The 7,742-nt window shown below is 51.2% G+C and carries 7 protein-coding genes; 4 read left to right on the forward strand and 3 right to left on the reverse strand.

Translation table 11 applies throughout. The features are described from left to right. Nucleotides 1-1,103: DUF2339 domain-containing protein (locus AQR02_RS33480; RefSeq protein WP_245237077.1), on the reverse strand; the 1,103-nt coding region annotated here is incomplete at its 3' end. A gap of 223 nt (nucleotides 1,104-1,326) precedes the next feature. Beyond that, nucleotides 1,327-2,748 carry a glycoside hydrolase family 1 protein gene (locus tag AQR02_RS03595; protein WP_054939428.1) on the reverse strand — a complete coding sequence of 474 codons (1,422 nt, stop codon included), beginning with the start codon at nucleotides 2,746-2,748 and terminating at the stop codon, nucleotides 1,327-1,329. A gap of 126 nt (nucleotides 2,749-2,874) precedes the next feature. Between AQR02_RS03595 and AQR02_RS03600 the strand changes: the two genes are divergently transcribed. Next, the gene (locus AQR02_RS03600) at nucleotides 2,875-3,846 is read left to right on the forward strand and encodes a LacI family DNA-binding transcriptional regulator (RefSeq protein WP_054939429.1); all 972 of its coding nucleotides are present in this window, start codon (nucleotides 2,875-2,877) and stop codon (nucleotides 3,844-3,846) included. 79 nt (nucleotides 3,847-3,925) lie between these two features. Here AQR02_RS03600 and AQR02_RS03605 read toward each other — a convergent pair whose 3' ends face one another. Then, entirely contained in the window at nucleotides 3,926-4,762 is an 837-nt protein-coding gene (locus AQR02_RS03605; RefSeq protein WP_054939430.1) for an AraC family transcriptional regulator, read from the reverse strand. 171 nt (nucleotides 4,763-4,933) lie between these two features. Here AQR02_RS03605 and AQR02_RS03610 point away from each other — a divergent pair, with 171 nt between their 5' ends. From AQR02_RS03610 to AQR02_RS03620, 3 genes are all read left to right on the forward strand, one after another. Continuing rightward, nucleotides 4,934-5,593: a ThuA domain-containing protein gene (locus tag AQR02_RS03610; RefSeq protein ID WP_054939431.1), complete on the forward strand. Its 660-nt coding sequence runs from the start codon at nucleotides 4,934-4,936 to the stop codon at nucleotides 5,591-5,593. 35 nt (nucleotides 5,594-5,628) lie between these two features. Continuing rightward, a complete protein-coding gene (locus AQR02_RS03615; protein ID WP_054939432.1) occupies nucleotides 5,629-6,732 on the forward strand; it encodes a Gfo/Idh/MocA family protein in 1,104 nt (367 codons plus the stop codon). Nucleotides 6,733-6,769: 37 nt separating this feature from the next. After that, a partial coding sequence (locus AQR02_RS03620) for a glycoside hydrolase family 43 protein (protein ID WP_054939433.1) occupies nucleotides 6,770-7,742 on the forward strand: 973 nt, incomplete at its 3' end.

The raw sequence follows: 7,742 nt of genomic DNA on the forward strand, positions 1-7,742 counted from the left end.
ATGTAATTGACAACAATCCAGCGTTTACGCAGGGATATGAGCACAATCAGCAGATTCAGCAGGAACAAATAGCCCATTGCTGCATACACTGCGCTACCCTCTAGCCCAAATGCGCCTATATAGGAGAATAAGGGCAGGTAGCCTCCGACTAGCCCCATGGAGCAGATGGTCCGCGACTCATACCGGAGCGACAACAGTACCGCCGTCAGCGTAACGAGTACCGAGAGGGCAAGGCCGGGATAGATCCCGATAATTTCAAGCAGAAAATAGCTGTAAAAGATGGAGCCGTACAGCACAGAAATCCCGCCGCCGAGCAGCCCCAGCGCAAAGGTGCCTCTGCCTCTGCGGAACAGCCACTCGCCGCCGCCCAGCATTAAGGCGCCAAGCAGGAAAAAGGCGCTGCCTTTCATATATCCTGTGAACCAGGTGGAGTAGCTGTATTTGAAGCCAGCGCCGACAGCCAATATCAGCAGCAGGATACCGAGCCGGTTGATCCAGTTCAGCCCGATCTTCATCTCGATCCGGTTCTGTCTTCGCCGCCGCCGGATCGTCTCCTCACTGACTCCTTCCGAAGCCAGCTCATCCAGCCGGTGATCCACTTCAGCCGCGAGCGGCCGTTCCGCTTCCAGCAGCTCCGCCCGGCGCAGAAGAATGCTCTCGTTCAGTCTGGCTGACAGCTCCTCCAGGCTGGTGCGGATCTCTGCACTGTCCTTCCCGAGCAGACGGTCCGCCGTACGGTACATTTCCGCGATACGCTGCTTTGTTCGAAGCTCAAAAGCGGTCAGCCGGTCATGCTGTGCAGCGCTTTGCGCGGCGAAATAGGTATGCAGCTTCCTGCGGGACAACCGCAGAATCCCCAGCTTCTCATCCAGAATCTGCTCGGTAAGTGCCGTACGCAGCTCTGCGTTCTCTTGCTTCAGCCTAATTCCCTGAGCCTCGGTCTCGGCCAAAGCCTGTTCTACCGCGGCCGCCCGCTTCTTCAAAGCTTCATTCTCATTCACCAGATCACTGCCCTCATAGGCTTTGATCAGCTCCTGATACTCTCCCAGAAGTACATCCTGCTGCTCTTTTATGGCCCTAAGACGATCTTTAAACTGCTCCATAAGCGCCCCCAATGGCATTTTTGTTTTAATAGCTTTATTCTACTATAAACAAAGAAACAAAATCTTCCTTTTCTGTGCGGAACTTCATGCTGTTGTCACGAAAACGTGAATCTGTGTGCAGGCAGCCATTCACCGGATAAATCGGCAGCAGATGCTAAAAGCCCAAAAAAATCCGCAAGCCTCCAGGAGCTGGAGAGGCTTGCGGATTTTTATCTGGCCTGATCTATTTTTTACGCTGCAGGCTTTGTCCGTTAGTAGCAATAACGTCTTTGTACCAGTAGAAGGATTTCTTGCGGTAGCGCTCAAGCGTACCAGTGTTATCGTCGTGGCGGTCTACATAGATGAAGCCGTAACGTTTGCTGAGCTCTGCGGTAGAGGCGCTGACCAGGTCGATGCAGCCCCATGAGGTATAGCCCATCACTTCGATGCCGTCTTCGATGGCTTCACCCACCTGAACCAGGTGATCGTTCAAGTATTTAATCCGGTAGTCGTCATTGACTGTCGGCACGCCGTCTTCGCCCGTGATCAGCACATCCTTGGCGCCGAGCCCGTTCTCAACGATGAACAACGGCTTCTGATAGCGGTCGTAAAACATGTTCAGCACATAGCGCAGACCCTGCGGGTCAATCTGCCAGCCCCATTCACTGGCCTCCAGGTAGGGATTCGCTGCACCGCTGAACAGGTTGCCTTCGGTTTGATTGCGTCTGCTGTCGTCGCCGGTCTCACAGATGCTCACATAGTAGCTGAAGGAGATGAAGTCCACCGTGTGCTTCAGAATCTCCGCATCTCCAGGCTCCATATGAATCTCGATGCCATGCTCTCTGAAATAACGCTTCATGTAGCCAGGGTAAATCCCTCTCGCATGAACGTCCCCGAAGAAATAGTTCAAATGCTCCGTCTGCATCGCAGCGATTACATCGTCCGGGTGCGGAGTGAGCGGGTAGGTCGGCATACTGAGGATCATGCAGCCGATTTTGGCTTCAGGGTCAATTTCATGTCCAATCTTCACGGCCAGCGCACTGGCCACCAGTTCGTGATGGATAGCCTGGTACAGATCCTGCTTGCTCAGCTTATCCTTGGGTGTGTAGATGCCTCCGCTCATGAACGGTTCATGCAGAATGGAGTTGATCTCGTTAAAGGTCAGCCAATATTTCACTTTACCCTTGTAGCGTGTGAATAAGGTTCTGGAATAACGCTCGTAGAAGCTGACCAGCTCACGGTTGACCCAGCCGTTATAATGCTTGGACAGGTGCAGCGGGGTTTCGTAATGCGAGATGGTCACCAGCGGCTCGATCCCGTATTTATGGCATTCGTCGAACAGATCGTCATAGAATTGCAGACCCTTCTCATTAGGCTCCAGTTCATCGCCGTTCGGAAAGATCCGGGACCAGGCAATGGAGGTACGGAACACCTTGAAGCCCATTTCGGCAAACAGCTTGATATCTTCTTTATACCGGTGGTAGAAATCAATCCCCACCAGCTTCATATTATCCTCGGTAGGCACTTCGGTGATAGGTCCTTTGATGCCTTGCGGAGCCACGTCCTGGGTGGACCAGCCCTTGCCGTCCTCATTATATGCGCCTTCACATTGGTTGGCCGCTACTGCGCCGCCCCATAAGAAGCCTTCAGGAAATTGTACACTCATTGTTATCCCGCCTTTTTATTGATGTTGTGAGAGTTATGGTATGCTTTTAATATGTCCTACAATTGCATGCTAAATGTTGTAACGCGTTACATGTCAAGTATTTTTTGAAAAGTTAAGGAGAGCCTCATGTCGAATCTTGATCAAATTGCCAAGCTGTCGGGATTTTCCAAAGCCACCGTATCGAGAGTGCTGAATCATTCCCCCCATGTGAGCCAGGCGACGAGAGATAAAATTAAGTCGATCATGGAGGAGCTGGATTATGTTCCAAACGGTAATGCCATCTCCTTGTCCAAAGGGCAGACCCAGCAGATCGGCATGGTTACGGAGGGTATTAATGAAGTGATGCTGCCGTTCCTGAACAGCTTCGTCGAGACGGCCAGCCAGCATGGATACCAGACGATCATATATACTTCCGGCGGCCATCCCAAAAAAGAGCTCCAGGCTTTCGAGGATATGCGGAGAAAAAGAGTGGATGCGCTGGTTATCAGTACTTGTGTCAACGATCTGGCCCTGTTAGGCTCCTATTGCAAATACGGTCCGATGGTCTCCTGGCAGCGGATGGAGCTTCCGGAGATTGCTTCGGTTGCGATGAACCAATATGAGGGCTATATGCTTGGGCTTGAACATGTTATTCAAAGGGGATACACCCGTATTGCTAATGCCTTCGGCAGGCCCAGCAGTATGAATACCCTCAGCCGCATCAACGCTTATGAGAACATCATGAGGAAGTACGGGCTGCCTGTACACCCCCACTGGTCACGCACCGGTGTATATTCTATCCGTCAAGGAGAGCAGCTGGTCCGGGAGTTGCTGGGTGGCGCAGAGGAGAAGCCGAGTGCCATTCTCTGCGCCAATGACCTGGTAGCGGCAGGCATTGTGAGTGAAGCACGCCGGCAGCAGTTGCGGATTCCGGAAGATTTGGCCGTTGTTGGCTTCGACAATACAGAGCTTGCCCACACGCTTGGGATCACCTCGGTTGATAATCCCATTGCTGACCAGGCGAAGAATGCCTTTCATCTGCTGCATAGCAAGCTGAAGGGTGTGGAAGAAGAGCAGCAGAAGCTGCAATACAGTCTGGTTCAGCGGGCTACTACGTAATAATCCGGAAAAGAAGAGCCTTCCCGAAAGTCATTCATGACGTTTGGGAAGGCTTCTTTTATAGGGTGGAATTTATCCTCTACCGTAAGCTCGAGGGCGTATTGTGCCTGAATTGTTTGAACACCCGGTTGAAGGTTCTTACATTCGTAAATCCGCAGTCGAGGGCAATATCGATGATCGACTTGTCCGTATTCAGCAGCATCTCTTCCGCCTTGTTCACCCGGATATGGTTCAGATAGGAGATAAAGCTCATGCCTGTGGTGCTCTTGAAGAACCGGGAGAAGTAGAAAAGGCTCATATCCGCCTGCTTGGCTGCATCCTCCAGGGTGATCATGCTCGAATAGTGGGTCTCCAGATAATCTAGTACGGCCTGCATGATCTTCATGCTGGTCATCCGCCGCTTGTCCTTTTTCTGATCAGCGGGCTCACAAGGGAGATGCCGCAGGATCAGCCCGCAGAGCTCATACAGCATTCCGGTAATAAACAGCTCATGCTGCGGCAACTCAGCTTCAGACTCCTGATTCAACTGGAGGATAAGCTGGGACGCCCTGGAAAGAAGCTGTATTCCGGAAGCTGTGTTTGTGTCAGCAGCGGTGATAAAAGGGCTTGTCAGGCGAACGTCCTTCGGCCAGCCTCCGGGGCTGCCGATCAGCTGGGGATTGAAGATCAGCAGCAGAATGGTCGATTCGCAGTCACTGCTATCATAATAGTGAATGTCTCCGCTGCTGCAGAATGCCATATCTCCCTTGTGGAGAACCCGGCTCTCCAGATTAATCCCCATGCGGATAGAGCCCTCACACACATACATAAGCTCAAGATCATTATGCCAATGGGCAAGGAAATTCAAATTATGCGAGTAGTCGCAGCTGAACGGGAGGGTGGAATGATACAAGCGGTTTTCATGATAGGCCTTCATACGGAGCTCCTTTGATTTTTTAGAAACAGCAAGCTATTTATTCTTGGATAATAGCAAAAAATGACCATCCAGGCAATGAAAATGACGAGCCGTAATAGAGCGCTTGCATTACAATTGAACTGAGCGAATATACAATATCCATTCTTTATAATCCAAAGGAGCATGTAATTCATGACGAAAAAAGCACTGATTGTTAGAGGCGGATGGGATGGGCATGAACCGGTCCAGGTATCTGAAGTTTTCGCTGAACTGCTGCGGGGAGAAAGCTTTGAAGTTGAGATCTCCGATACGTTAGATAGCTTCAAGGATGAGGAGAAATTGCTGGGGCTGAATCTGATCGTTCCAATCTGGACGATGGGCGAGATCAGCAATGAGCAGCTTCAGCCTGTACTGAAGGCCGTAGAATCCGGAGTAGGTCTGGCAGGGTGCCACGGCGGCATGTGCGATTCCTTCCGCAACAGTGTGGAATGGCAATTTATGACCGGATCGCAATGGGTGGCCCATCCGTTTAACGACGGGGTGGACTATGAGGTCAACATGATGCCTTCCAGCTCCAGTCCGATTGTTGAAGGGATTAAGGATTTCAAAGTGAAATCGGAGCAGTATTATCTGCATGTAGATCCTACCGTGAATGTACTGGCAACCACCACTTTTCCAGTAAGCGAAGGGCCTCATTCCGCTAACGGAGCCATTACGATGCCTGTCGTGTATACCAAAAAATGGGGCGAGGGCAAAGTGTTCTATAACTCGCTTGGCCATCATGCCGACATCTTCGATATTCCGGAAGCAAAAGAACTGATGCGCAGAGGCTTCGTGTGGGCTGCCAGATAACTCAAGTGACTATATAACGTAAGGTGGGATCGGTTTTGGATAAGGTTAAGGTCGGAATTGTCGGCTGCGGCAATATCAGCGGGATCTATTTTGAGAATCTTACACAGCTGTTTGTAAATACAGAAGTTTTCGCATGCGCTGATGTGTTCAGAGAACGGGCAGAGGAAGCGGCTGAGAAATATGGCATTCCGCATGTCTGGACTACTGAAGAATTACTTGCTTCTGATGAGATTCAGATTGTAGTTAATTTGACTACACCGGCGGGGCATTTCGAGGTATGTAAGCAGGCCTTGCTCGCAGGCAAGCATGTCTATGTGGAGAAACCACTATCTCTATCGCTGGAGCATGGGAATGAACTGGTTAAACTGGCGGAAGAAAAAGGCCTGATGATCGGCTGTGCGCCGGATACCTTCCTTGGTGCCGGGCTTCAGACCTGCCGGAAATTAATCGATGACGGGTTTATCGGGGAACCGGTAGCGGCATCGGCGTTCATGGTCTGTCACGGGCATGAGAGCTGGCACCCGGATCCGGAATTCTATTATCAGGCCGGCGGAGGTCCGATGTTCGATATGGGGCCTTATTATCTCACTGCGCTGGTATCTTTGCTGGGACCGGCTGCGACGGTATGCGGCATGACCAAAACTTCCTTTGCGCAGCGGACGATTACCAGCTCGAAGAAGTTCGGGCAGAAGATCGACGCTGAGGTGCCGACCCATGTTGCCGGTACGGTACAATTCGTCAGCGGCGCAGTGGCCACGATCGTGACAAGCTTCGATGTCTGGGACAGCACGCTGCCCCGCATCGAGATTTACGGGTCCCGCGGGACATTGATTGTTCCCGATCCTAATACCTTCGGCGGACCGATCCTGCTGAAGCCGGCGAACGGCAGCGCGTTTACGGAAATTCCGCTGGTGCATAATTACGATAGTAATAGCAGAGGAATCGGTGTCGCTGACATAGCGGACTGCATCGTGTCCGGCAACAAGCCGCGGGCGGCCGGCGAACTGGCTAATCATGTCCTTGAAATTATGCATGCTTTCCATACGAGCTCGGACACCAAACGTTATGTGGAGCTGGCAACCCGCTGTGAACAGCCAAGACCTTTGCCGCTTGGTCTCATTAAAGGCTACCTGAGTTAGAACAATCCAGTGAATAAATTATAAGGAGTCTGAAATCATGACGAACATCAAACCGAATCAACCGCTTGTTACCCACATCTATACTGCTGATCCTTCAGCCCATGTTTTTGAGAATAAAATTTATATCTATCCTTCACACGATCTGGATCACGACGGGCCGGATAACGATAATGGTGACCAATATGCGATGGAGGATTATCATGTATTATCCCTGGATAACTTCGATGCTTCTGTCGTGGATCATGGCGAAGCTCTGCACCTGCGGGATGTTCCATGGGCTTCCGCCCAGATGTGGGCACCGGATGCTGCCTACAAGAACAATAAATACTATCTGTACTTTCCTGCACGTGATCATGACGGAATATTCAGGCTGGGTGTGGCAACGGGAGATTCTCCCGCTGGACCTTTCCAGGCAGAGCCGGATTATATCAAGGGCAGCTACAGCATAGATCCTGCCGTATTAGTGGATGAGGACGATCAAGCCTATATCTATTTCGGCGGACTCTGGGGCGGACAGCTGGAAAAATGGCAGACCGGCAGCTTTGAGCCGTCGCAGACAGAGGGGCCACCGGCAGACAAGCCGGCGATCGGCCCGCGTGTAGCATTGCTGAGTGAGGATATGCTGTCATTTGCGGGAGAGCCGCAGGAAATTTCGATCGTGGATGAAGACGGCAATAAGGTTCTCGCCGGTGACGAAGACCGGAGATATTTTGAAGGACCATGGGTTCACAAATACAACGATTATTACTACCTGTCGTATTCAACCGGCACTACTCACAAGCTGGTTTACGGCATCAGCAAGAATCCGCTGGGACCGTTCACCTTTAAAGGGACCATCCTTACTCCGGTCATCGGATGGACGACCCACCATTCCATCGTCCAGTTTGAGGATAAATGGTATCTGTTCTATCATGACAGCTCCTTATCCGAAGGCGTCAATCACAAACGCTGTGTGAAATATACAGAGCTGAAATATAATGCCGATGGAACCATTCAAACGATAGATCCTT

This window comes from Paenibacillus ihuae (assembly GCF_001368795.1).
In the GTDB taxonomy this organism is placed as follows: Bacteria; Bacillota; Bacilli; order Paenibacillales; family Paenibacillaceae; genus Paenibacillus_AQ; species Paenibacillus_AQ ihuae.

Excerpts from the sequence above, each read along its gene's own strand:
- AQR02_RS03610 (WP_054939431.1), top strand. The coding sequence starts at position 4,934 with ATGACGAAAAAAGCACTGATTGTTAGAGGCGGATGGGATGGGCATGAA.
- AQR02_RS03605 (WP_054939430.1), bottom strand. The coding sequence starts at position 4,762 with ATGAAGGCCTATCATGAAAACCGCTTGTATCATTCCACCCTCCCGTTC.
- AQR02_RS03600 (WP_054939429.1), top strand. The coding sequence starts at position 2,875 with ATGTCGAATCTTGATCAAATTGCCAAGCTGTCGGGATTTTCCAAAGCC.
- AQR02_RS03595 (WP_054939428.1), bottom strand. The coding sequence starts at position 2,748 with ATGAGTGTACAATTTCCTGAAGGCTTCTTATGGGGCGGCGCAGTAGCG.